This window comes from Treponema sp. OMZ 805, from assembly GCF_050937395.1.
Taxonomy (GTDB): domain Bacteria; phylum Spirochaetota; class Spirochaetia; order Treponematales; family Treponemataceae; genus Treponema.
Genome location: NZ_JACCLP010000007.1, coordinates 103,884 through 127,995, shown reverse-complemented (window position 1 = coordinate 127,995; position 24,112 = coordinate 103,884). Strand labels below are relative to the sequence as shown.

21 protein-coding genes are annotated in these 24,112 nt (G+C 47.8%); 4 read left to right on the top strand and 17 right to left on the bottom strand.

Annotated elements, in window-relative coordinates:
* Window positions 1-22 precede the first annotated feature (22 nt).
* From HGH47_RS07515 to HGH47_RS07500, 4 genes are all read right to left on the bottom strand, one after another.
* Complete coding sequence (locus HGH47_RS07515) at window positions 23-1,600, bottom strand: L-lactate permease (RefSeq protein WP_432911421.1); 1,578 nt, start codon at window positions 1,598-1,600, stop codon at window positions 23-25.
* Between the two features lie 29 nt (window positions 1,601-1,629).
* Window positions 1,630-2,271 (bottom strand): TetR/AcrR family transcriptional regulator, encoded by a 642-nt coding sequence (locus tag HGH47_RS07510; RefSeq protein WP_432911418.1) that lies wholly within the window; start codon window positions 2,269-2,271, stop codon window positions 1,630-1,632.
* 76 nt (window positions 2,272-2,347) lie between these two features.
* Window positions 2,348-2,917: an HD domain-containing protein gene (locus HGH47_RS07505; protein ID WP_212564896.1), complete on the bottom strand. Its 570-nt coding sequence runs from the start codon at window positions 2,915-2,917 to the stop codon at window positions 2,348-2,350.
* A 151-nt stretch (window positions 2,918-3,068) separates the two neighbouring features.
* Window positions 3,069-3,395 carry a GNAT family N-acetyltransferase gene (locus HGH47_RS07500; protein WP_414162741.1) on the bottom strand — a complete coding sequence of 109 codons (327 nt, stop codon included), beginning with the start codon at window positions 3,393-3,395 and terminating at the stop codon, window positions 3,069-3,071.
* A gap of 112 nt (window positions 3,396-3,507) precedes the next feature.
* Between HGH47_RS07500 and HGH47_RS07495 the strand changes: the two genes are divergently transcribed.
* Both HGH47_RS07495 and HGH47_RS07490 read left to right on the top strand, forming a co-directional pair.
* Window positions 3,508-3,966 carry a hypothetical protein gene (locus HGH47_RS07495; protein WP_212564894.1) on the top strand — a complete coding sequence of 153 codons (459 nt, stop codon included), beginning with the start codon at window positions 3,508-3,510 and terminating at the stop codon, window positions 3,964-3,966.
* Window positions 3,967-3,987: 21 nt separating this feature from the next.
* Entirely contained in the window at window positions 3,988-4,455 is a 468-nt protein-coding gene (locus tag HGH47_RS07490; RefSeq protein ID WP_212564893.1) for a hypothetical protein, read from the top strand.
* A gap of 70 nt (window positions 4,456-4,525) precedes the next feature.
* On the opposite strand, the gene HGH47_RS07485 is transcribed toward HGH47_RS07490, so the two are convergent.
* The 6 genes from HGH47_RS07485 to HGH47_RS07460 all read right to left on the bottom strand — a co-directional run bounded on the left by HGH47_RS07485 (window position 4,526) and on the right by HGH47_RS07460 (window position 12,382).
* Window positions 4,526-6,292, bottom strand: a complete 1,767-nt coding sequence (locus tag HGH47_RS07485; RefSeq protein WP_212564892.1) for an FAD-binding oxidoreductase — start codon at window positions 6,290-6,292, stop codon at window positions 4,526-4,528.
* Between the two features lie 158 nt (window positions 6,293-6,450).
* Window positions 6,451-8,007: an FGGY-family carbohydrate kinase gene (locus tag HGH47_RS07480; protein ID WP_212564891.1), complete on the bottom strand. Its 1,557-nt coding sequence runs from the start codon at window positions 8,005-8,007 to the stop codon at window positions 6,451-6,453.
* Entirely contained in the window at window positions 8,004-8,411 is a 408-nt protein-coding gene (locus HGH47_RS07475) for a DUF1667 domain-containing protein (RefSeq protein WP_212564890.1), read from the bottom strand. Before HGH47_RS07475 ends, HGH47_RS07480 begins: the two co-directional genes overlap by 4 nt.
* Window positions 8,408-9,838, bottom strand: a complete 1,431-nt coding sequence (locus tag HGH47_RS07470) for an NAD(P)/FAD-dependent oxidoreductase (RefSeq protein WP_432911411.1) — start codon at window positions 9,836-9,838, stop codon at window positions 8,408-8,410. The genes HGH47_RS07475 and HGH47_RS07470 overlap by 4 nt, the downstream gene beginning before the upstream one ends.
* Window positions 9,835-11,589, bottom strand: a complete 1,755-nt coding sequence (locus HGH47_RS07465) for an NAD(P)/FAD-dependent oxidoreductase (RefSeq protein ID WP_212564889.1) — start codon at window positions 11,587-11,589, stop codon at window positions 9,835-9,837. The genes HGH47_RS07470 and HGH47_RS07465 overlap by 4 nt, the downstream gene beginning before the upstream one ends.
* Window positions 11,564-12,382, bottom strand: a complete 819-nt coding sequence (locus tag HGH47_RS07460; protein ID WP_212564888.1) for a FadR/GntR family transcriptional regulator — start codon at window positions 12,380-12,382, stop codon at window positions 11,564-11,566. Before HGH47_RS07460 ends, HGH47_RS07465 begins: the two co-directional genes overlap by 26 nt.
* 227 nt (window positions 12,383-12,609) lie before the next feature.
* On the opposite strand from HGH47_RS07460, the gene HGH47_RS07455 reads away from it, so the two are divergent.
* A complete protein-coding gene (locus HGH47_RS07455) occupies window positions 12,610-13,695 on the top strand; it encodes an adenylate/guanylate cyclase domain-containing protein (RefSeq protein ID WP_212564887.1) in 1,086 nt (361 codons plus the stop codon).
* Between the two features lie 86 nt (window positions 13,696-13,781).
* The gene (locus HGH47_RS07450) at window positions 13,782-15,464 is read left to right on the top strand and encodes a ComEC/Rec2 family competence protein (RefSeq protein ID WP_212564886.1); all 1,683 of its coding nucleotides are present in this window, start codon (window positions 13,782-13,784) and stop codon (window positions 15,462-15,464) included.
* A 640-nt stretch (window positions 15,465-16,104) separates the two neighbouring features.
* Here the strand turns inward: HGH47_RS07450 and HGH47_RS07445 are convergent.
* The 7 genes from HGH47_RS07445 to HGH47_RS07415 all read right to left on the bottom strand — a co-directional run bounded on the left by HGH47_RS07445 (window position 16,105) and on the right by HGH47_RS07415 (window position 24,076).
* Window positions 16,105-17,874: a 6-hydroxymethylpterin diphosphokinase MptE-like protein gene (locus HGH47_RS07445; protein ID WP_230974341.1), complete on the bottom strand. Its 1,770-nt coding sequence runs from the start codon at window positions 17,872-17,874 to the stop codon at window positions 16,105-16,107.
* Between the two features lie 4 nt (window positions 17,875-17,878).
* A complete protein-coding gene (locus HGH47_RS07440) occupies window positions 17,879-19,399 on the bottom strand; it encodes a peptidyl-prolyl cis-trans isomerase (RefSeq protein WP_212564885.1) in 1,521 nt (506 codons plus the stop codon).
* Window positions 19,400-19,560: 161 nt separating this feature from the next.
* Entirely contained in the window at window positions 19,561-20,511 is a 951-nt protein-coding gene (gene miaA, locus HGH47_RS07435; protein WP_212564884.1) for a tRNA (adenosine(37)-N6)-dimethylallyltransferase MiaA, read from the bottom strand.
* Between the two features lie 3 nt (window positions 20,512-20,514).
* On the bottom strand, window positions 20,515-20,721 hold the full coding sequence (locus tag HGH47_RS07430) for a DNA-directed RNA polymerase subunit omega (protein ID WP_044012743.1): 207 nt from the start codon (window positions 20,719-20,721) through the stop codon (window positions 20,515-20,517).
* 79 nt (window positions 20,722-20,800) lie between these two features.
* Window positions 20,801-21,097, bottom strand: a complete 297-nt coding sequence (locus HGH47_RS07425) for a Txe/YoeB family addiction module toxin (RefSeq protein ID WP_212564883.1) — start codon at window positions 21,095-21,097, stop codon at window positions 20,801-20,803.
* Window positions 21,098-21,103: 6 nt separating this feature from the next.
* On the bottom strand, window positions 21,104-21,355 hold the full coding sequence (locus HGH47_RS07420) for a type II toxin-antitoxin system Phd/YefM family antitoxin (protein WP_206181781.1): 252 nt from the start codon (window positions 21,353-21,355) through the stop codon (window positions 21,104-21,106).
* Window positions 21,356-21,469: 114 nt separating this feature from the next.
* Window positions 21,470-24,076: a ribonucleoside-diphosphate reductase subunit alpha gene (locus HGH47_RS07415; protein WP_212564882.1), complete on the bottom strand. Its 2,607-nt coding sequence runs from the start codon at window positions 24,074-24,076 to the stop codon at window positions 21,470-21,472.
* Window positions 24,077-24,112: the final 36 nt, after the last annotated feature.

Below are 24,112 nucleotides of genomic sequence, written 5' to 3'. Positions count from 1 at the left end.
CTCAATGGGAATATGCAGCGGTTCACATCAGTAACGAGCCGGTAAAACAGATTACTCCGGCAAGCAGTGCATACGTAATAAAATATTTAAACACCGCCGCGAGAATTTTGCTGTCGGAACCGGTAATACCGATAGCTCCTGCGCCGATTGCAATATTCTGCGGGCATACCATCTTGCCGATACCGGCTCCCATTACATTTGCTGCAGTAATCCAATACGGATCCAGATTAAGCGAAAGGGCGGTTTCCAGCTGCAAATTCCCGAAGAGGACGTTAGTAGAGGTGCCCGATCCTGTTACAAACGCGCCCAATACACCGATAAGCGGTGCGACAAAGGGGTACACGGGGCCGGTTGCGACAACAGCAGAGTGTGCAATATCGGAGATCATTCCGCTATATATCATCACCTTGGCAGTTGCCAAAACACTGCAGATCGTTACAAAGGTTCTCCAATATTTCTTTAGGGTAAAGCCTAACACACAGGCCATTTCGGATAACGAAGCCTTTTGAATAAGCCCACCGCAGATAGCCGCAATGAATATCATCACTCCCGGAGTATTTATCCAGCTGAACGTGAGCGGCTTGCCACCTTCTCCCTTATAAATCATGAACGAATGTTTGAAATTCTTGATGGCGTTATGCACGGGAGGACAGAGCTTTGAGGTAAGAATTAACAATATAAAGATAAGCATAAAGGGCGCCCATGCTCTCATGCCTTCGGCAAAGCCGATATGAGCCGCCGGTGTTGTTGTAGCCGACGCAGCAGTTTGTACCGAATATTCCGATTCGATTTTTGCGGCGTCACAATCTCCATTACCGTTTTTTTTGCCGAATTTTGCTGAAAGGATTACGCAGAGCATCGAACAGATTGAACCGACAATAGTCGGAAGTTCGGGACCTAACAACTGTGCAAAAAGAAGATAGGGAACAACAAACGACACCGACGCTACCAACGTAACATGCCATACACCTTTTAATGCCTTTATTCCTCCGCCGCAGATTACCACTATAAGAAATGGTGAAAGAAAGGCGTGAACAACCTGTATAAGCGCGGCATTTGCAGCAAGCTGCTGCAAGTCCAACCCCGTGATGGAGGCAAGCGTCGCTGTCGGCACTCCTGCCGAGCCGAACGCAGTCGGTGTCGTATTTGCAACAAGACAAGCCGTTACCGCATTGATGGGATTAAGCCCTATTCCGGCAAGAATCGATGCGGGAATAGCAACCGCAGTACCGAACCCTGCCATACCTTCCATAAAATTACCGAACCCCCAGCCGATAATCAGCATCAGTATTCTTTTATCATCGGAAATACCGATCAGCATCCCTTTGATCTTTTCCATAGCGCCGGTATGTATCGTTAAATTGTATGTAAAAAGAGCGGCAACAATAATCAAACAGATAGGCCAGAGTGCATAGGCGACTCCTTCGAACATAGCGGATGAGATATGGAGTGGCGGCAATTTCCAATACAACGCTGCTAAAATTGCCGTTATAAGCAACGCAATACCGCAGGCCTTACAACTTGTCATCTTGAGCTTGCTTAAAGAAATAATGAGCCAAAAAATCGGCAGCATTGCAAGTATAAAATTAATTAATAGCATATATCACTCCATTATTCAGGACAAACGCATCATCGATTGAAATAATTGAACAAATCTTGATGCCGATCAAAAAAGTTCTGCATTGCGATAAGAATCATTGTACGGATTTTTTCTTTATTTTGATTAAATACGTCCTTATCGCTGAATAATTCATGCATTACCAGCATACCGTGAAAAATTTTAAGCAGAAAATATTCTTGCTGCCGGATGATATTCATAATTTCTAATTCTTGTTGGGGCGGGTAGTGTAACGTTTTTATAAATAGTTCAAAAGCTTGTTTTTCCAATTGAAAATACAGCATTTCATAATCGCGGTCATAAGGAATTTCCGCTAAAAACATCAAGTAGAGTTTTTTTTCGGGTACTTCATCAAAGAGCTTCGCCATACAAGCATCTGTCATAACCTCGGCAAGCGATTCGGTTCCTGCCGATTCCCGCACAATCTTTTCGGTTCGTTCATACCGGAAATAGTTTCCGTTTTGCATAATATCAAAAAGGATTGCCTTTGTCGTTTTATAATATTGGTATACGCCCCCCTTGGAAAGCGTCGTGTGTTTAACCACATCTTCCATTGTCGTATAGCGGAAGCCTTTCTCTAAAAATACTTTTTTTGCAGCTTCTTGTATCTCCGCTTTGCGGACAGATTTCGATTGCCGTTTAAACTTAGCCATAGAATATATACATCAGATAGACTTACTGTCTGTAGGATTGAAAAGCTTCAACAAAAGCGAGCAGCGCATACCTATGTTAAAGTCCGAGCTTATCGGCGATCCCGCACATTGCGGCAAGCGATAGTTCTGCAAATTCCTGAAACGGTATCCCGATATTTTCTATTGACATCATTGCGCCTCTGTCGGCGCCGGCTGCAAATCCGGTTGCTTTCATTTTCTTGACGATGGATTTAACCTTAACGCTCGTAATTTTTTTATCGGGATAAACAAGTGCAACGGCAGTAATAAATCCGGTAATAGGGTCGGCTGCAAAGAGCGCTTTTTCGAAAAGCGTTTGCGGTACGGCGCCCGTATCGGGATTATGAGCGATAATAGCGCTGTACATTTCCTCGCAGCCGAAATTCTGTTTTTTTAATAGTTCAACTGTTACGGGACCGTGCCGTTCAGGGTGTTCCTGCCAGTTGGAAACGTCCATATCCAAGTCATGGAGCAACCCTGTAATACCCCACAGTTCTTCATCCGCCGGCGAAAGCCGTTTTGCGAGCGCTCGCATAACAGCTTCAACAGCGAACGAATGCGCGATGATATGCTCAGTGGTAACATATTGGTTGAGTAATGCTTCTGCTGTATCTCTATCAATGTTCATAGATGTCTCCTAGGAACCTCTAAAAACTGAAAATTTTTATCGGTTTTTTCTGTAGGGAAATGATTTATCATATCACTTCTTAAACAATCTTTTTATTCGTGCGGAGAGGTTAATACCCGCCGTCCTCGGCAACGCTCTGTGTCGTTGAATTTTAATGTGCAACTAAATCCGCGTATTCCGAATGTTTATTGAACCAATCGGCTGCATACGAGCATTGAGGCCGTATCTTCTTCCCGTTCTTTTGAGCATAGTCTACGACTTCTTTAACGAGTTTACCGGCAACGCCTTGCCCTCGTAAAGAGTTATCGACAAAGGTATGGTCGAGGCAAACCGTCGAGTTGTTCTCCTGCGGGAATGTAACCTCGGCAATAACTTTTCCGGCATCATTTTCCGCATAAATTCTATTTTCTTGGCGTATAAATTCCATCGTATCCTCCTTGTGGAACGTAGTATGCCATAGAATAGAAAGAAATTTCAATATGTACCCGGCATTGTCATCATCATAGCAACAGCAATTAGACTGGGTTGACAAAGTGAATGGCTCAATTATAATAGTGCCTTCGATTCCGAAAGTTTTATAGGAGGAAAAAATGAGCAATGTCTATAAGACACGCCCGCACAGAGTACTGGTGAATCTTGTTTTTGGTGCGGGAGCCGCTCTCTTTGTGACTTTTATTGCATCAATTTGGCTTAAAAGTTTCGTATTGTTGCTATTGATAGCTTTAGCGGTTTTCGCCGGCTATATTTGGCTGGTAATTATCGGTAATATGATTGTTATAGAAACCGACGGCGATACATTGACAATAAAAAAAGGTAATAAAATCGATACCTATTCGATTTCTGCTACAGCGATACGGGCAAGAACCGTTAGTTCGGGCGGGGATACGGAATGTTCGCTCTATCTTACCCGGCAGGGAGAAAATGAAGAACTGATTGACTGCGAATTAATCGGTATTACGCAGTTTATGAAGTTATTGGATGATTTGGGAATCAATAGAGATTCCGTAACCAAACTCAGCACGGACAATACTGACAACCGGCTAAATTGACAACCGTAAAGGAGAAAACACATGGACACCATCATGAGTAATACAAGTTTTTCACATATCTATTATTTTATCCTTATCCCGATAGGGCTGCTTGCGTATTTTGCATTTGCAATCTTTAAAACAAAGAAGGATAAAAAGCGCGTTACAAATTGGCTGAATGAACATCCCGATGCGGTAAAAGTGTATATCGGTAAAACAAGTTCGGTAACCGGTATGTTGGCGAGCGCAGCTCAGCAGATAACCGTCAGCAGTGTCGACGGGGAGCGTCCGCTATTTTTTACTGAAAAACTTTCAACCGGATTCTATGTTACTCCCGGAACGCATATCGTCGAATCGTCTTTTTCAAAAACTCGTCCGGGGGTTCTGTCTCGCTCCGTTACAACAACCTACGGTGCAAGTAAACAGGAAATTACGGTTGAGGCTTCCAAATCCTATAACTATTTCTTTAACACGAAAGAAGAAGCCTACGGGTTTGAAGAATTGCATTAAAAACGAAAGCCGATTAGACTGTACGGTTTAATCGGCTTTTTTGGAAAATGCTTGTTTTTAAACAGTTCTTTTAATACGCAGGATTATCCCATGTTCTGCTGCAGAACTTCGGCTTGCGCTTTTGCTCTTCGGTCATGTCGATGCCGAGGGTGCCGCCCGGGTTCATAATGTTGTCGGGGTCAAAATGCTTTTTTAACGCGCGGAAAATATTCAGCCTATCCGTGCCGATCGATTGTTCCACCCACGCCGCAGTCATCTTGCCGACACCGTGGTGGTGGCTCATCGCAGCTCCCTGTTCCATGATATTATCAAAGATACCGAACTGATATTCTGCATATTCTTCTTTATCGCGGAATTTCCCGATGAAGATAAAATAGAGGTTGGCTCCCTGCTCATACGCATGGGAAAGGTGGGTCATACAGACCGTGTTCGGGCGGGATTTTGCAAAAGCGCGTACCTTTTCATGCACCCTGCCCATCATCTCCCATGTAACGGAGCATTCCATCGTGTCGATGATAATGCCGTAGTCCTGCAGCGATTCCCGTAAATAGGGGTCGGTAAAGCGGCCTTCTTCCCATTTGTGCGCGGGATAGCCGGTGAGGTACAGTCCGCCATACGCTTTGCTGATTTTTTTTACGATGCGGAAGAGGTTTGAAGAAAAGCCTCGTTCACCTTCAGTCCAGCCCAAGAACATACAGCGGTCATGCGCTTTATATCCGCGGAGGTTCATCAAACTTTCGAGCGGGGTGCCTTCCACGCCGTAGAGCTTCATCATCGCATCGGTTTCTTCCGGGTCGGATAGGCGGAATACGGAAGGATAGCCTGCTTCGGCTTGCATAATTTCCCGCGCGGCGTCGCGTCCGCTTTGCCAGTCCTTAAACATAAAGCTGAAATACCGGCGGTTCTCCGCAGTTAAGCGGGAAATTTTCAGCGTTACATGCGTCAGTACGCCGAACGCTCCTTCCGACCCCATCATCAGCTCATCGATATCCGGGCCGACGGCGTGGGCGGGTAGTCCGTAGCTTTTTATCACGCCGGCGGGGGTAACATAAGTCTGCCCCATCACGATATTGTGAATATTGCCGTAATAGGTTGAGTTCTGACCGGCGCCCCGCGTTACCGTCCAGCCGCCGACGGAAGAGTATTCGAACGACTGAGGAAAGTGTCCGCAGGTGTATGCGTGCCGTGCGCCGAAACGGGTTTTCGCTTCGCTCAAGATTTTTTCGAGTTGAGGTCCGGACATTCCCGCCTCAACCGTGATGGTTTGATCGGTTTCGTTAAAGTTAATCACCTTGTTAAAGTTTCGCCGCATATCAAGGCTAATGCCGCCCTTAAACGCTTCCACGCCGCGGGTAACGGAAGAGCCGCCGCCGTATACATAGAGGGGGATGTGCTGCTTTTGGCAGTATTCGACAATCTGCACGATTTCTTCATGACTTGAAGGATAGAGCACTGCCCGCGGAGCATTTTCGGTGATGTTTTCCCGCAGCCGGTAGAGGTCGTACATGGTTTTGCCGTAAGCTACGGAAAGCCGGTTGTATCCCTTGGTACTTACATTGTCCTTACCGCACACGGATTCAAAGAACGCGACATGCTCCGGTTCAAGCGGCGGTGTCGCTAATGTGTCGGGTACCGCTTCATGTCCGTCGGCGCCCTTCCGCTGAAAATCGGCATCGGTTAAGCCGAGCTCACCTTTCATAAAGGTAAAGAGCCTTTCATTCGGTTCCTTAAATTCATTTGGGTCTCCCCATTTTAAAATCGAACGGAATGAAGCCGGTGGCGGGGGAACTTGCTCCCACTCCGGTTTAAAATTCTTGTATACCTTACGTTCTGCCATATTTATCTCCTATTACGAGTCTGTCCAAAAACTTCAGTTTTTGGACAGTTTCCTTAGATTTAACTGCGATGTTTTGAGATAAGTCATTACAAAACAAAGACTTATCTCAAAACTCGTCGGGCATCTCTAAAAATCTAACCATGTTTTTAGAGATGCCCTCATGACGGATAACCGGTTACTTCCCGTATCCGTTTATATACGTGCTTGAGGATAGGATATATCTGCGTGTATATTTTATAGAGTTCATCATATAATTCGCGGTTATCCGGTGAGGGGATGAATTCCTGCGTGATATGAACCATATTTTTGGCGCTTTCTTCGATACTGGAATAACACCCCGTTCCGTACGCCGTTAAGATCGCGGCGCCCAGTGCGGAAGTTTCCGTTGTCGCACCGCGGACAAGCGGTTTGTTTAAAATATCCGCCGTGATGCCGCAGATACGGTCGCTCTGCGAGGCGCCGCCCGAAACGGCAACCCTTTGTACGGGAACCCCGCTTTGCCGTTGCAGTTGCTCCAACCCTTCCCGCAGTGAGTAGGCGAGCCCCTCGACGATTGCGCGGTATATTGCGTGCCGTCCGTGTACGTCGCCGAACCCGATCATCGAGCCTTTTGCGTAATGGTCTTTAAGGCTTGCTCCCCAATACGGTTGCAGCATCAGTCCGTAGCAGCCGGGTGGTGAGGAGTCGAGGAGGCGATCCATAATTTGCTCCGGAATAATACCGGTTGCCGTCGCCTTTGCTCGTTCTTCATAGCCGAGCTCGTCCTTAAACCAGCTGATCATCCAGTAGCCGCGGAATATTTCGATTTCCGGTACCCAACGCCCTGGATAGGCGGCGCTGTATGCAGGTAGAAAGCGAATAGGTTCCGTGTAGCGGTCGGTGCATATTTCTACCGTCGCCGTTGTGCCGAAACTGAGAGAGGCCGTTTTCGCATCGAGGCATCCCATACCGAGCGTTTCACATGCCTTATCACTGCCGCAGGCGATAACCGGTATACCGGCGGGTAGCCCCGTTTCCAGCGCTCCTTGTGCCGAAACTCGTCCGATCTCTTTCCCGCTTTGCACAACGCTGCATTTTTTATCATCGTCTATCGGAAATATCTTTGCCGTGATGTGTCCGGGGGATGCCCACTTTTGTTTTTTATGATCAAAGGGAATGTGTCCGACCAGCGAAGAAGGCGAATCGGCAGCAATTCCCGTAAGCCGGTATTGCAGATAGCCCGATACCATCAGTACCCGCCATGTCTTCTTCCAAATTTCGGGTTCATTCTCCTGTATCCAGTTGCACTGACCGTCGCTTTGGGAATGCATGATTTTTTCGTAGTAATCGACTGCTTTTAACGCAGCCTTCATAATGAAATTCGGATGATACCGGCCGCGTGCCTTTCGGGTATCGAGCCATGTGATTGCAGGGCGCAATACGTTTCCGCCTTTCCCGATGAGGATAACCGTGTCCCTCTGGGCGGTTATCCCGATGCCTTTTGCGCGGGCGAGTAAATCCGGATGGCCGGTTTTAAGCGCAGTTACCCCCGTGCAGAGTGCGCCCCACCACACTTCAGGGTCTTGTTCCGCCCATCCCGGCCGCGGACTGACGCACGGTTTATACATAATCTGTTTCTTTGCGAGCACCGAACCATCCTCTCCAAAGATGATAACACGCAAGCTCTGGGTCCCGCAGTCAATTGAGATAATCGTCGATTGGTTGGTCATAATCATTCAGCCTCCGTACTTGCACAGGCGAGTATCGGTATTTTCGTCCCGTTTTCAGCGGTAAGCTGCGCAAGACAGTCGCCGTACCGCACCGGCGCGGAGGCGGTAATACTGCGGATTTTTTCTATCATAGATTTCATCTCCTCAAGCGGAATTTCGCATCCGGTTTTTACCGGCAGGCGAATAAACTCAGGCGCACCGAATCCTGTCGTTTCTCCATTATGCCGAGCCGACTGACAGGCAACGGTAGTAGTGAGCGTTCTCATAGGACACAGCGCTTCCTGTTTGCCGTAGACAACTCCTTTAGGACAGCTGTTTCCGCTTACTTCCATTGTATCCGGTGTATCGCCAGTTGTCACGGTTAAATGACAGCCGCGCGGACACGCAATACAAATCAGCTTTTTGGTCATTCCGCCTCCTTTGCCCGATAAGCCGGCTCTGCGTTCGTCAGCGAAACGGACAGGCGCTGCGTATATGCCGGTATCGATGCAGTCTCCATTATAATTCGCTCCATCTCCGGCGGTTTTAACGACCGGTATGTTTTTTTGAAGAGAATTGTTGAGTCTGTTTTTGTTTCCGCAGTAATAGTTAATACGGCGTGCTCCCGCTGTGCTGCAGAGCGGAAGTACAACACCGCCGGTTTTCCATCCGGTGCGATGCGGGCGGGGGTTTGATACAAGAGCGTTTTATCTGCGCTGATCGGAATTTCAGCAGAGTTTTTGCGTAGCGCAGCCGGTTGCATTTCCGTAGCGAAGGGTTCAATCCTTGCAAGCTCCGGCGAGCAGTATTCAGTTGCCGGATTTCTGCCCTCGGCGGCATTTCCTTCAAACGGCGTTCCGCTGCAGAGTAAAGCTGCCCGTTCTCCCGCAATGCTGCCCGACTCCGAAACATAGTCCACGAGGTCGTTTACGTGTAGGGCGTTTCCGCAGGAGAAAAGCCCCGGTACGGTTGTTTCCATATACTGATTAACCTGCGGTCCCTTTGTCCGTGCATCCATGTTCGGTGCAAGGCTGTCGAGGATATCGTTTTCGGGGATGAGCCCGACGCTTAAAATGAGCGTGTCGCAGGGAATGTACCGATCCGTACCGGCGAGCGGCTGCATCTGCTTATCGACCTGCGTAACGGTTACGCCCTCCAAGCGTCCTGCCCCGTGCAAGGCGCTCACCGTCGTAGAAAGGTGGAGCGGAATACCGTAGTCTTCGAGGCATTGCACGATATTGCGGGTCAGCCCCGACGGTTCGCTTTTTACTTCGTAGACGCCCTCTACACTGCCGCCGATGCGTGCGGTTTCGAGGGTGAGCCGCCGCGCCATAATGAGTCCGATGTCGCCGCTGCCCAAAATGACAAACCGCTTGCCGGGAAGGTATCCCTTTAGGTTGATAAAGGCTTGCGCCTGCCCCGCGGTGAATACCCCCGAAGGCCGGTCGCCGTGGATAAATACCTGCCGGTCGGTGCGTTCTCTGCAGCCCGTTGCGGAAATGAGCGCCGTGCAGGAAAGGTTAAAAATACCGTTCTGCGGATTGGTAAAAGTCAAATCAAAGCCGCCGCCGATTTTCCGTTCGATACGGATAACAAAGGTGGATACATATATGTCGATGTTGGATTTTTGAGCGAGCATATCGCGGTACCGCCACGCATATTCGGGACCGGTTAACCGCTCCTTAAACCGGATGAGTCCGAAGCCGTCGTGAATGCACTGCTTTAAAATGCCCCCGATATGCTCTTCCCGCTCGATGAGCGCGATGCTGCATTCGGGAGATTTTTCGGCGGCGGCAAGGGCGGCAGCCATACCGGCAGGCCCTGCTCCAATCACGATAATATCGTAAAAACGTTTCATAATGCCGCCTTTCCTTCGCCTGCCGACAGCGGGCTGTTCAGTATATACGACGAGCCGCCTTTTTTGGTAATGCGCTCAAGCGGAATTCCGGCTTCCCTATTGATAATTTCCATTACCCGCGGCGTACAAAAACCGCCGTGGCAGCGCCCCATTCCGGCTCGGCATCGGCGTTTTACCGCATCAAGGCTGATATTCTGCATGCCGAGCGCACGGCAGCTCCGTACCGCATCCCGTATCTCCCCCTCGGAGATTTGCTCGCAGCGGCAGATAATTTTCCCGTAGAGCGGATCCCGTTTGATAAGGGTATGCCGCTCGGCATCGTGCATAGAGGCAGTTTCGCAGGGGGCAGCGCGGCGCGGTATAAACTCCGGTTTTTCTTTGAGAACGGCAGGAAAGCGCCGGAGTGCAAGAGCTGCAATATCTTCTGCGATTGCCGGAGCGGAAGCAAACCCCGGCGATTGAATGCCCGCCGCATGAATCAAGTTGGGTACCTTTTCGGATGCTTCAACAATAAAGTCTTCCTCCCATGTCGCGGCACGGATACCGCTGTAATACGTGATGACATCACCCCGCGAAAGCGTTTTATTCATAGCCATTTGCTCAAGCAAGGCGTGTTCGTCCTCCGAATCGGTACCGTAGTCTTCGCGGTCATATACTTCATGCGCAGTCGGCCCGACGAGGATATTTCCTTCTATACAAGGGATAATTCCGCCGCCTTTTGAATGCTGTTTTGAAGAGTTAAAGAGATTGGGTTTTCCGATAATGGTATGCTGCATTCCCTTTTTCTTTTTATCGAGGATGATATCCATACCCTTTCGCGGATGAATGGAAAAGAAACGGTCTCCGGCAAACTCCGCAATTTTATCCGACCATACGCCCGCTGCATTGATGACGAGGCGGGTGTTCAGCGTACCGCGGTTTGTGCGCACTGCCGAAATCAATTCGTTTGTTTTGTCAAAGCCGATTATGGCGGTTTCAAAGAAAAATGATACCCCGTTTGCCGCTGCATTTTCCGCAAAGGCGATTGTTACCTTAAAAGGCGAGGCAATGCCGGAATAGGGCATCCAAAAACCGCCGTAGTATTCCGTACTCAGGTTCGGTTCCATGTTTTGTATCGTTTTTTTATTCATATAACCGATCCGTCCGTCAACACCGTTTTTTGCTGCCCGTCGGTGCATAAAAGGCACAAGAGGTTTCAGAAACGGAGTGTTAAACAGCATAAAACTGCCCGGCCAGTCGGTTTGAAAGCCGAGTTCTTTGTCGAGCTTGCGGTACAGACGGTTGCCGCGCGTGTTCAGTTTGCCTTTTATCTTTGAAGGACTGTCTGCAAAGCCGGGATGGATCATACCGTCGTTGCGGGAGGATGCCTGCATTGCGCAATCGCACTCTTTTTCGAGAACAGCGATTGTTAAATCATAGCGGGACAGCTCCCGTGCGATTGCGCATCCGACAACACCGGCGCCGATAATCACGATATCGAATGTCTTGCCCGCTAAAAGATTGTCCCGCACTTCCGGTATCCGCATCGGCGGCTCAGCCTTTCCTGCGACGGTTATATCGTTGACCAAGCCCTTGTATCCGCGCTGATGTTTGCATCTTTTTGCAAAAAAAGCGCCGACGGCGTACCGTTCTTCAACAGTAGGAGCGTCTCCGGTCAGTATCACCGAGCGACCGTCCCATTCCGCCGAAAGCTTCAGCTGCGGATACCGTGCCTTTATCTTCCGCTCAAGCTTTTGAAGATACTGCTTCATAATGATGCTCCTCCATAATCGGCGGATTTTTCTGTCCGTCAGTTTTCGCGTGAATAGGTCTAATGTATGCATTCGTCGAAATCATTTCTTCCAATAAAGTGAGCGCTTCATTCCGCTCATTGTTCGAGATATAAGTAATCAACCGAGATTTTAAGGCTGCGGCTGTCCGGATGCTCCCGATATTTTCAGTAAAAAACAGCTCCAGTTTTTGATGATAGATTTCCCGTGCCGAGTTAAAAAGCAGGAGAAAAACGATATTACCGCCTGCCTCAATAATTGCGCGATAAAAAAGAAAATCCAATTCGGTCAACCGCCGTATTTCGGCAGGCTTTAAGGCAGCGCCGAGCTTTTTTTGCTCTTCTCCGTGTATCTTATGTAATTTCTCAATGAGCAGCGAATCCGCTTGCTGCTGCGCCGTATCGGAATCAAAATACTGCTGCAACGATTTTTTCAAAATCATCCTGCGGACTTCTTCCAAATCGGCATCGATACGCGAGGCAGACTGAGGCGCAGAAAAACGATAGAGACTTGAAAGCAGCGGCAGTGCGCCTTCTTCCGTAAAGTTATTGACAATCCAGCCATGCCGCGGGCGAATGGAAATAAGTCCTCGCGCCCCCAGTTCCAAAAGGCCTTCGTGAATCACCGGCCGAGAGACGCCCATCTGCTGTGCCAATTCCCGTTCGGGCGGTAGCTGCTCTCCCGGAAGGATAAGGTGCATCAACAGCAGCGTTTCCATCTGTTCAATAAAGCGTTCTTTATTACTTTTGGCAGTTGCTTTTTTTTTCTTTTTCATGTAATCTCATATATATAACATCAGTGTGTGGTAATACCACCGATTCTTTATCTACTATAACATGGAAAAAAACGATTTGTCAAATATTTGTTAAAATTTTTTATAACTATTTTAAAAGCCGGCTGTTTAGTATGGTGCGTTAAATAAAACTATTTCGCACCACCTGCCATGTTTTTCCGTACTTCTCTTGCTTTTCATTATGGAGTTTTTTATCGGAAGGAGAGCTTATGAGCATGAAATTACGCTGTAAAGGGAAGCAAAAAGAAGCTGATAAGATTGCAGCTTTTTTGATGAATGTATCGGAGCGTTTGCTTTTTCATATTCCTCTTTATGAAATCGGTAAAGCCTTTGGTATATCGCGTGAAGATATATTGGATATTTTTATTCAAGGCGTTTACGACGGATTTTTTATATTAGACTGGATTTATCATTGCCCCACATGCGGAAATGTCGCGTATGAGGCGCCGTCTCTTCATCGTGCTTCGTCTCAAAATTTTTGTACGGTTTGCAATAAAGCCTTTGATAATATGCTCGACACCAATGTCGAAGCATGCTTTTCAATTCATCCGCGTTGTAAGATGATTGATCCCCTGTTTAGATTGAATTATATCGCTGAAATCGGTAAAAATATCCGGAACGGGCAGTATCGGACATGGGATACACCCGATGCAGTACGGGGTGTTGAGATCATTCAAAATAATTTATATCGTAAATTGATGAGTTCCGAAGTGCTTATCGGTGATCAATCGCTTCCATTGAAAAATATAACGATTCTCTTTGCGGAGATTACGAACTCGACGAAACTTTATGCTTCATTAGGCAATAAAAAAGCATTTTCATTGATAAAAGAGTATGTGAAGATTCTTTTTGGTACGATTGAAAAGTGCTGCGGCGTACCGGTTATGAAAAGCGATGATGTTGTTGTGGCGTCTTTTATCGACTCCGGTAAGGCTTTCCAAGCTGCGGTGAAAGCGCTGCGTCAGTTGATGAAGCATTCTCAAAATAAGTCGATAAACGAACAACTGGAAATGAAAATGGGCTTGCACAGTGGTTCCGCGCTGGTGGCAACGTTGAATAACCGGCTTAATTATGTCGGTTTGACTGTCAATACTGCCGCTGATATAAAAAATACTGCGCTTCCGAATGAGATTGTTATTTCAGAAGCTCTTTTTAAGAGTCCTGCTGTTAAACATTCCATTCTTTCCTTTACTAATACCGTACAAAAACAGCAGATACGATTTAAGGGAAATCCGGAAAATCATACGCTCTATCATATAAAAATATCAAATCAAAAGGGTACTCCTAAAAACTGAAGTTTTTTGAATATTTAGACCGTAAACGCCGGTAATTTCTAGCCATTTTGTACACCGTGGCGTATAAGGAATCGTAAGAGGTTTGTATGGATAGTAGACATATTGTCCCGCCTGTTACGGTTCTTGCTGCGGCATCGACAGCTGTTTTTTATACGCTTTATGCGTTTGCGTACATCGGCGGTCTCATTACATCGTTTATCTTTTTGACGGCGGTTTTATTATTCTGCGTGCTATCGGTGTTTTTAATAGCGGTATCCGTAGCGGGTAAGCTGTTGCATCGAAACTTAAAATACCGAGAGCGGCACGACCGGAATCACCGAACTGCGATTCCTATGCATTGCGTACGATTTGCAGTTCGGTTTGCGCTTTGTGCGGCTGCCGGAATTGCAATCGGCTCATATTCGGCGCTGGCTCTGCAAAGAGAACAGCGCCCACCTCAAACACTTGCAGCATTGTATATGGTACGGACGGTTATTGCGGAATTAACCGCAGAGCCTGTGCCGACGGGTGCCGATTATTATCGCATACCGGTTAAACTGATTGCATGCAGCACCGGCCGCAATGAACAATTTTCCGCATCAGGTGTCATACAGCTCTTTGTTCCGGCAGCGCTTGTCCGCGGAACATATTCAGGAGACATTACCCGCATCGGCGAAGCGGAGCAATCCGAAAAGACGATTCCGTTGCTGCGCGGTACGGCGGCTTTTGCTGACTATTTGCAAAAGCCGCAAGAATGCCGGTTTTATGTCCGCGGAATGCGGCTTGCAGTTCAAGGAAAGTTCGGTAAAACGGGAACAGTGTTTTATGCGCAGCCGGTGCAGCCGATGTTTCTCGGATGGAATTCTCCGCTTAGCCGCCTCCGCGCGTTTTTCCGCTTTGCTTTTATGCGGATGCTATACGGTTGGGGCGATGCGGGCGGACTTTTGCTTGCGCTGCTTGCTGCCGATAAAGCGTTCTTACCGGCAGGATGCATCGCGGCTTTCCGCAACGCCGGTCTTGCCCATATCCTTGCGCTGTCGGGGATGCATCTTTCATTAATCGGGATGGCGGCGCTGCAAGGGGGTAGGGTATTCGGGCATAAAAGCAGGGCAGTATGGTTTTCGCTTGCGGCGGTTTTCCTATTTGTATGGTTTGCCGGCTCCGCGCCTTCGTTGAACCGTGCATTGGGAATGGTATGTATCGCCGCTGCAGGAAAAGCACTCGGTTTAAAGCCGCCGCCTTTGTCGGTACTATGCGCCATGCTAACCGTGCATATCGCAATCGCCGGCGCTGAAGCAATAATGCTTGGGTTTATGCTTTCGTATGGGGCATGCGCCGGCATCATCATCTTCGGCGATGCGTGCGCCCGTCTTTTGGCAGGAAAAATACCTCCGGCTTTTGCAGGCAGTATTTCCGCATCCGTCGGCGCACAGCTTTTTACCGCCCCGATTGTTATTTCTGCAATCGGGAATATCGCAGCGGCGGGGGTAATTGCTTCATGTGTGGTGAGTCCGCTTGTTTCGGTTTTCCTCATAGCGGGGCTTATCTGCATTCCGCTTGCGCTTATCTTCCCGTTCACGAGTCCGCTGCTTGGATACGGATTGGACGCTGCATATCGGATAATCTTTGCGTCTGCGGATTTTTTTGCACGACTACCGGTTATTGCGCCGGAAACCGGAGTAGGGCGCTTGGCCTTTTCGACAGCGACGTTTGCAGTTGGCGTATGCTGTGCGGCTCTGGCATATATTCAGCGCAAGCGGACAGCAGCCTCTTTGCCTCGATTGACATGAGTATGGTGAGTACCTGAGGTTTATTTGTACGGAGAGTTTAATACCTGCCGTTTCTCTACCGTCGCGGACGGCGGTTCTGAAACGAGTTAGGGTGAAAACCATTACTTTTTAGCTTTTATTTTAGAATAAGCTTTGGAAGAAAGGCGGGTTCTTAGGGTAGAACCCTAAGTCGTCATTTTTCTTTACATGGGGTCGTAGGGGAAGACTTTTCTTTTTATCGAAAAAAAAGAAAAGTCTTCCCCTAACTTCATTATTTATTTAATACGCTGCTTGCATCCTATTGTGTAACGGAAGGACGGGGTTTACCGATCGGTAATTTAACGAGCCAATACTTTGCAAACTTTTATCTTGGCGCTTTTGATCACTATGCAAAAGAGGAGATAAAGGTAAAAGGCTATGTCCGCTATATGGATGACGTGCTGCTGTTTGCCGATACCATGCAGGAAATAAACGCTATGCTGCACGCAGCATAGCGTTTTTTGGAAGATGAATTGCTTTTAACCTTAAAGGAAGAATATGTCTGTCTTTGCGCACGTCGCAATCAGTCGGTGTAGAAAGTATTGTAATAGGATTTTACAGGGGCGATAGGCAGTTTCCGATGATAGCTACTGCCTGTGTAAGTATACATTATTGATATCCGTTACCCGAGAATCTTTAACAGATATCGCAGCTCGATACCTGCCCGTTTTAAAAAACCGAGGTCAAGTGAATAGCCACGTGCAGCATCGGGAAAGTGGCTGTACAGATAGTCACGCTCTGCGAAGAGTTGTTCCATCATATGTTCCGATATCGAGCGTTTACCCTGTAAGTGATCATTCAGTACTGTCAGGGCTTCTGCTTCACCGGCAAGATAGCCGCAGAGCGCTTCATATCGTTCGTTTGCAGTGTCTGATTCACAAACGGAATCAAAAAAACTATCGGCTGCATTTGTCTGCGAGCAACCGGTTCCGATAGCTGTACTGTCCGCATTTATATTTGATTTACCGGCATCGGTAAGTATCCGCTCCGCTTCGGTCATATCAGCTTGTCGGCCGTTCAAAAAGCAGCCCTCCGTCCCGATGTCGATCACTCGCTCATTTCCGGCGAAAGTATGGCGGTACAGTTCTGCGTAGCCGGAAAGCACCGGCGTTGTCCAATAGGAAAGTCCTCGCTTTCCGTAAATACACTGCATACCGGTAGAAACACTGAGCTTATACGGCGATTCGGTGCGGGTTATTTCCGCAAAGAGTTTTTTTATGGGGCTGCTTCCGGCGGCATGGGTAAGACCGTTTTGCCATGCAAAATCCAAACCGGTATGCAGTATGGGTAGGTGAGGGGCAGTCAGCGCTAAAGCAAGCTGTATTGCCGTCAATCCTACCGATCCCATCGGCGGAAGAGTAAGCGGATGCAGCGTCTGATAGAGACGTTCCAAATACTTTAATCGAGCATACTCGGTGCAAAAAAAGTATACATTTCCGCCGCATGCTTGCAGCGCACGGGGAGAAGCTGTCAGATCGGCAAAGATCGGTATGCCGTATTTGTGCAAGCCGATGAACGCTGAATCAATCCAATACTGAGATTCCACCAGTACTATTGCATCAGGTTGAATATCGGGTAAAAGCGCTGCAGCCGCGGCATCCACTGCAAGTAAAAAAAAGGAGTTTCTATTCTTGATGATAAAATCCCGTACAGTATCCAGCGATGGTCCGGCGCCTGCAATCAAAAGAGGCTTGCGGATACGCTCATCGCCGGTGAGCAACCGGAAATTACTCTTAGTCGACGGTAGACCCCATGCAGGAGAGCCTGCCAGCGAGTTCTCCGGCGATCTTGTGAGCGATTCTCTCATCGGCCTCGCCGACGATTTTGCAAGCGATCTCGCCAGCGAGAGGAGATTGCGGAATGTATTATGTGCGTAATTCCTGCCGAGGTGCATCAGCGTTATCCTGTTTTTCCAGAACCGAGAAATTACCTCATCTGCATATAAGCGCACCTCATCATAAAAGGTTTGATTCAACTGTACCCCTCCTGAAAAGGAAAGGGCAATACACTTTTTAAAGGGAAACAGCGGTAAGGCTTCTATCTTTTTTAGCACCTCTGCAACCGAATCCGTTCGGATATAAGAAAACCGTTGCTGTGCAAATGGGGAGAAATCGTAATGATCAAGCGAGAACCGCATCAATACTTGATCGCATTCCAACGCAAGGATATAAGAAGAGGGCGGCAGCTTTTCCGCCAATTCTTTCAGTCCGTATCCGAGTACCGGCGAAAGGCAGAGTATCAATGTAGAATCGGGTATCTGCAACGATGCAATCTGTGTTGTAATGGCTGCTTGAGGATTGTATTTTGAATAGAGATATTTATTTCGGTATAAAACGGAAAAGCCCCTGTCTGTTTGTATCAGCAGAGGCTTTTCATCTTTGTTGTTAATCAATCTTTTAGTTGAATACCGTGTTAAAATTGTCGGTAAAATTTTTGCTGTTCAACACAAAATCGATAAAAGTCTGCTGCCCCCATGAAAGCTGCTGATAGGCAAGCATGGCAAGCGGGTATTCGTAATACCAAACCGATGCAAACTGCCGGTATGAGGTTGCGATGTTATTTTGCGTTTCTTCCGAACCGGCTTTCTCTTCATCAAGCTGCAATACCAGCACATTTGCGCCCAGCAAAATCGGCTCGGAAATTTCCCCTTGTTTAAGTGCGAATGCTTTTTTAAAGAACGTTTCGTTCCGCACTCCCGATGCAAAGAAGGAGTCAGCCTGAGATGAAATCTGAGGTAGGATATCGGCATTACCGTAATTTAACGTCATCGGATTGCTCGTCTGTACAACCAAATCGTTTACGGAAGCTTCATGCGCAAACCCGCCGATTTTTGCCGCTTCGATAAAGGTTTTTGCCTTTTGTTCAAGGTAATCTTCGATAATACCGCGTTCATTCGATTTCATATACGAGAATACACGTTCTCGTGTTTCGTCTAATGAAAAATCGGCAGGCGTAACCGGAGCGGTGCATTTTACAATTGCATATCCTGAAGAAGTTTTAACAACGGAACTCACCTCATCGACACCGAGCTTGAGTACGGTATCAAGATCCTGTGATTCGGGGAATGTCCGGTTTATCGTTGTTCGGTACGGAGATAACAGCTTTCCATTAGAATCGGTACCCAGCTTGGTAGAATTTGTTATAACGGCGTCTTCAAACGTGATTTCTCCTTTTTGGAGCGCTTGAGCGGTTTTATTCGCATCCTCCTGCGAGTTAAATGTCAACATCAGTAAGCTATGCTCTGCAAACAGATCCGCGTGTTCTTCTCCATACGCACGGATTTTATCCTGCGGGAATTGGCTTTCCTCAAATACGACATACTTAAAGATACGCTCTTTTTCCGCCATTTTCTGCACAAAAGCGGTTTCTGCCGAGCTGGTTTTTAGGCCGAATATATTATTATAGGTACCGAAGTTGTCTTCAATATATCGCTGTGCGGTAAGATAATCGATTACTTCCCGCCGATAGGCAAGCCGCTGCTGTTCCGATGTCTGAGCGTATAGTTTTTCCGAATAAGCGCCCGTCGAATCGGTATAATATGAAATGAGCGCCTTGTTGATATTCTTATTGGGCAGATAGAAACCGGCGTTCAGGGCTTCTTCCTGTGCCGCGAGTTGAATCATTGACGCGTTAAACGCCGTACGCATAATCTGCCGTTCTATAAATTCCTGCTGGATTTTATTATCGCTTCTCAGGTATCCGCGCAGTTCGGCAGAGCGATGAAGCTGCCGGTATTCCCGTAAAAAAAGCCCGTCAGCCGTGTAGTCAAGCCGCTTGTTCTTCCATTTACCAAGCGTTGTTTTTGTATTACTGCCCCATTGTCCGCCTGCTGCCGGAACAAAGACAAATGCAATTACCGAGAACACCAGAATAATAATACTTCCGATTGCCAACGTATTCTTTTTAAAGCCCGCCATAGTTTTGTTTCCTTAATGTATCCGGATTTTAGTTTTCTTCATTTTGAAATAGACAGTTAGTAACTGTACCAGCTTGACTGTGAAATGTCAATCACCGATTCCTTAACATCACAGATTTCTTAGCGTGTCAGGAGAAATGAGTAAATTTTGAAATCGCTTTGCTAAAATAGCCTTCGTACTATCTCTGCAACTTGCTGTCCGCTTTTCGGGTCGGTCATGTCGATGCGGTGAACATTCGGGAAAGATTGGAAAAAGGTTTGCTGCCGTTTGGCGTAGCGTTTGCTGTTGCGCTTAATGAGGTCTTTCACCGCATCGAGCGGGGCGGCCGCCGGCGCATCGGGGGACAGCTCAAAAAACTCCCGATACCCGATAGCCTTCATCGCAGGATATTCGGCAGTACAGCCCTGCGAAACGAGCTGCGCAATTTCCTGTTGCAACCCTTGCGCAAACATCTCATCGACACGGGCTTCGATGCGCCGGTACAGTTCATCGCGAGGGCGGTCTAAACATATCGGGCAAAAGCGGAAACCCTCGCGATAACGGTACGACAGCTCGAATGAGCTGAGCGGCCGCCCCGAGGCGCAATACACCTCGTGCGCGCGGAGGATACGGTATTCGTCATGGATGTGGATTTTTGCTGCCGATGCGGGGTCAAAAGACGCAAGTTCCTCGTGCATTGCCGCGGCGCCGACACGCTGCATCCGTTCTTGCAACTGTGCACGTAAAACCGGATTCGCCTGCGGGGTAACCGGCATACCGTACATAAAATGCTTAATGTAAAAAGCCGTCCCGCCAAGTACAACCGGCAGGTTGCCGCGGCTTGCAATGTCCTGGCAGAGTGCATCCGCGCTGCGTACAAAGTCCGCTACGGAAAATTCTTCGGAAGGGTCGCATATACTGATAAGGTGATGGGGGAGCGTATCGAGAAGCGCTTGCGGAGGCTGAGCCGAACCGATCGGCATACCGCGATATACTTGCACCGAATCCGCAGATATAATCTCTGCTTTAATGGGATTAACAGGAGAAGCAAAAAGATGAGCGGCAAGCGCGGTTTTTCCGCAGGCGGTAGCTCCGAAAATAACCGCAACAGGAATTGTATGTGTCGATATCAAGAATTAGGAATGATCGGGGCGGTATTCTATTTTATAGTCGATAGCGCCGGTAAACACTTGCGAAGCTGCAGTGCATACAACCTTATCGTTATTCTCTTCAAGTATCGGATCTTGAATAGTTACCAGCTGAAAAGCGCGCCGTGTTGCAGCGCAGGTAATTTCGTAAATATTGCCTTTGAATTCAATCAATTCTTTTAACGGAAAAATCATAGCGCATATTATAGCGAGTTTTAGTATTTACTGCAACCGATTAGTTTGTCAATTATGTGAAAGTTAGCATATTGCCCCATCATGATATATCATCATAATGTGTCCACATCCTGATAATTTTCACAGTTCCATCATATTCGCTATCGTCTACCGTAATCTTGCCGGGAAAGACTTGATACACAAATCTATGTTTAATAGTAATTCTCCGTGAATACAGTCCCGTAAGATTCCCGATAAGCGCTTCATAAGGTGGAGGATTTGCAAACGGATTGCTTCTGACAATTTCTATCAGTCTTTTTGCTTTTGTATCCAGCCGAGCCGATTTTAAATTTTTTATGTCTTTAATGGCTTGCTTATCGTACACTATATGATACATCGGCAATTACCACAAAACATCTTTTTCTGCAATACATTCTTCCAGCGGAGTTTCCATTCCTTTTTGCAACGAAGCAGCCATTCCGGGAATGGAATTTAAATAGATGGTTTCTTGTAGTGCATTCCAATCATCTTCACTAATCAAAACAGCATTTTTGCCTTTCGTATTTGTCAAAATCACCGGCTCGGAGTGCGCATTTACTTCTGCTATAATTTTGAATAGATTTGCCCGTGCCTTTGTTATATTGATTGCATCCATACAGAACCTCCGTTGATAAACTATAAGGAACCTCTAAGAACTAACCCTAGTATAGTGTACATATTTCCGTACGTCAATTATGTGAAAGATGAGCAATCGTTGAATATGTTTCCGCTACGAGCTGCAGCTTTCGCATTCTTCCACTTCGAGGGAGCGGCTGCGAACATAGTAGACGGATTTTACGCCGTTTTTCCATGCTTCAACATACAAGTTGAGCACCTGCCGGAAGCTGTACTCGTTGGTAATATAGAAGTTCATGGATTGCCCCTGATCGATATGACGCTGGCGGAGACCGCAGGCGCGGATGCTCCAGAGCTGATCAATGGTGTGGGCGTTTTTATACAGCCAATAGGTTTCGAGCGAGAGGGCAGGGGCAACACGGGGTACCAACGAGCCTTTCTTTTCTTCCAAAAAGTAGCGCTTCATAATGGGATCGATGCCGGCGGTGGTGCCTGCGACAATCGAGGTTGAACTGGTCGGAGCGACCGCTAACAGATAGCCGTTCCGCATACCGTGTCGGGCAACTGCATTTCGCAGCGTGTTCCATTGTTCGGAATGATAGCCGCGTTTTTCAAAATACGTGCCGGTTTGCCAATCGCTGCCTTCAAAGAGGCTGTACGAACCTTTCTCTTCAGCAATCCGCATACTCGCCTGCACTGCGTAGTAATTGATTTTTTCAAACAGCCCATCGGCAAGGCGGAGGTGCGCCTCGCTTTCCCACGCAATGTATTTTTTTGCCAGTAAATGATGATAGCCCGAAACGCCTAAGCCGATAGCGCGGTACTGCTCGTTGGTGATCTTTGCATACGGTACGGGATAAAAATTGAGGTCGATTACATTATCCAAGGCGCGTACCGCCGCTTCTATGGCACCTTCCAGCTCGGCTTCGTTATCGGTGTCGATATTACCGAGGACAAGCGATGCGAGATTACAGACGACGAAATTGCCGGGCTTTGTAACGGTTACAACCACAGTCTCTCCGTCCTGTGTTTGGATTTCGGTATTCACCGTCTCGATCGGGCTCATATTCTGTGCAATTTCGGTACAGAGGTTGGAGCTGTAGATCATGCCCTTATGCCCGTTGGGGTTAGCGCGGTTCGCATGGTCGCGGTTAAAGATGAACGGCGTGCCGGTTTCTACCGCAGATTTTAGGATGAGGCGCACCAGCTCTTTTATCGGGATTTCCCGTTTTGAAATCCGGTTATCATTGATACAATCCTTGTAGCGTTTTTCCCATTCTTCACCGTAAAAGTCTTCCAGCGCGTAGCCTTTTACCGTGAGAACCTCGTGCGGGCACATCAGGTACCACGGAGCGTTGATGTCCTCATCGACAGTGCGCCAGAAAAGGTCGGGGCAGCACACTGCAGGGAACACATCGTGCGCCTTCATCCGGTCGTCGCCGTTATTGGTGCGGAGCTGCAAAAACTCCGGGATATCCTTGTGCCATACGTCCAAGTACACGGCTACCGAACCCTGCCGCACTCCCAGCTGATCGACGGCAACCGCGGTATCGTTTGCAAGTTTTATCCAGCGGATGACCCCGCCTGCCGCCCCTTGAAACCCGCGGATGGGTGCGCCGACTGCCCGCACCTTGCCGAAGTACAGCCCCATACCGCCGCCGAATTTGGAAATCTTTGCAAAGTTATCGATGCTGCGGTAAATCCCGTCGAGTGAGTCGGGAACGGTGTCGATAAAGCAGGATGAAAGCTGATGATAGGGCTTACGGGCATTGGAAAGGGTCGGCGTTGCCATGGTAACCTGCAAGCTGCTCAGCATCAGGTAAAAGCGGCGCACCCATTCCATCCGGTCATTTTTTTCATGCAAGGCGAGGTGTAAGGCGATTCCTAAAAACATCTCCTGCGGTGTTTCAAGCGGAATATGCCCCCGTGTGGAAATAACATACCGGCGCAAGAGTAAATCCAAACCGCTGTAGGTAAAAAGGTCGTTTTTATCGTTATCGATATACGAATAGGCTGTTTCCAGCTCTTCTTTTGAATAACCTGCACGGATATAAGCGCCGTAGAGACCCTTTTCTTCCAGATAGGTGAGCTTTTCGTAGAATGATCGGATGTTCCGCTTGGCAAGTTCGGCTTTCAGTTTTTCGGAAAAGTCGAGCATTAAAAAGCGGGCGGCAATAAACTCCCAGCGGGGAGCTTCCTGCGCAGTAAGCTCAACAGCAGCCTTTATCAGGATTGCCAGCAGTTCCGCTTCTGTCATATCCTGCTTACGGAAGGATTCAAACTTATGAAAGAGCAGCGTTAAACCGTACTGTTCTTCGGGAAAATCCTGCTGGATACGGGTTAGTACCGGTTGAATTTCAATGGAAGAAAAATGAGCGGCAATAGCACGCCGTGCATCCCGTTTTTTTGTCTGTTCAACACGGTAAAGGATAAAGCTCTTCACCGCTGCGTAATAATTATGTTCGATGAGCGTTTTTTCAACTAAATCTTGAATAGTTTCTACCTGTACCGCATTCCCGTTTTTGCTCAGTTCATATATATCGGCTTCGATTTCCGCCGTCAGCTGCTGCAGTACCTGCGCAAGATTGCTAACCGTTGACGTTTCCACACTATTTTGTACAACCGTATCGTTTTGAGCAGCCGCATTTGCATCATGCTGCGCCGCCGCATTCGTTACACTGTTAAACGCCGCCTGCATCGCCAATGTAATCTTTTCGGCATTGTAGGGCTCCCGTTCTCCGTTCCGCTTAATAATATCCATTCCTAATTTCCTTATTCTGCGGATTTTAATAGGAAA